Source organism: Motilimonas sp. 1_MG-2023 (genome assembly GCF_030547455.1).
Classification (GTDB): domain Bacteria; phylum Pseudomonadota; class Gammaproteobacteria; order Enterobacterales; family CBDFNC01; genus Motilimonas.
Genome location: NZ_JAUOPX010000213.1, coordinates 1 through 250, shown reverse-complemented (window position 1 = coordinate 250; position 250 = coordinate 1). Strand labels below are relative to the sequence as shown.

General features: G+C 28.8%; 1 protein-coding gene. It reads right to left on the bottom strand.

Annotated features, from left to right (window positions below; translation table 11 throughout):
* Positions 1-63: 63 nt before the first annotated feature.
* A partial coding sequence (locus Q4519_RS21960) for a hypothetical protein (RefSeq protein ID WP_303516097.1) occupies positions 64-250 on the bottom strand: 187 nt, incomplete at its 5' end.

The following is a 250-nucleotide window of genomic DNA, read 5'->3' as shown; positions in this document are numbered from 1 at the left end:
GGGGGGGGGGGGGGGGGGTGTGGATTATAGTGTGTTAGTAGGTGTGTATATTAATTAAAATAATTAAATAGAACAACCCATGTAAAAAACGAATGGATTTATAATAAAAAAAACAGAAACAATTACTAAGAGTATAGTAAATCCTATAGCACCAATAAATAAATCAACAACATAAACCCAAAGAACCAACATCATAATATAATTAATAATCACTAAACAAGATAAAAATTTACCCTTCTCATATAAATTT